We start from the raw sequence: 696 nt of genomic DNA, 5'->3' as shown, positions 1-696 counted from the left end.
TCCACGGGTCGTATGCAAACTCGTTCAGCGAGTCCCCGCGCGCCCATTCAATGGTTTCCTCTTTAATCACTGCATGGTCAACGACATCACCATCGGTAAATTCAAGGAACCCAGCGAGATTCCATTTTCTGTAAAGGTCTGCCTGCTGCTTAGAACAGGCTTCCAGCCGCCCTTCAGGTATCCAGAATCGGGAGCGGACATAAACATCGCCATTTGGAGCGAGCCAGACTTTAACCGCAGCTGAAATATCAATTTTGTTGGAAAGGTCAACGCCAAGCCACATTGACCAGTTGGCAGAAGTTGAAACTTCCCATGAATCACGGCATTTCTCCCATCGAGCCATGTCCATCCATGCTTTTTCACCCTGCACCCAGATATTGAGATGCTTGGTAAAAAAACCGACACGTGCCGCGACCTGCTCTTTTGCCTTTTTGGCAAGACGGCGCATGTCGTCCCATCGCTTACAAACACCCAGACCGGGATTAGCTTTCGGCCAGTTTGCCTCGTCGAAAGGGTCGTCCCCCTCATCGAGGGTATAAATCAGCGCAAAATAGCTGTCATCCTTAATGGAAAGTGGGTCAGGGTTATCAAAGTTCTTCAGAACCTTGATCGCATAATCACGTTGCTCGTAGCAGATACCTTCTTTATTAAAACCCGCAGTAGTGATTGCAAAAATAAGGGACTGCAGGCGCGCCC

At 49.6% G+C, this 696-nt stretch carries 1 protein-coding gene; it reads right to left on the bottom strand.

What is annotated here, in order from left to right:
* The coding region (locus HMPREF3178_RS11160) for a terminase TerL endonuclease subunit (protein ID WP_416371860.1) at positions 1-696 on the bottom strand (696 nt) is incomplete at both ends.

Source organism: Klebsiella sp. HMSC09D12 (assembly GCF_001808475.1).
Classification (GTDB): Bacteria; Pseudomonadota; Gammaproteobacteria; order Enterobacterales; family Enterobacteriaceae; genus Klebsiella; species Klebsiella oxytoca.
The sequence above is the reverse complement of the archived record's forward strand: the minus strand, read 5'-3'. Positions and strand labels throughout refer to the sequence as shown.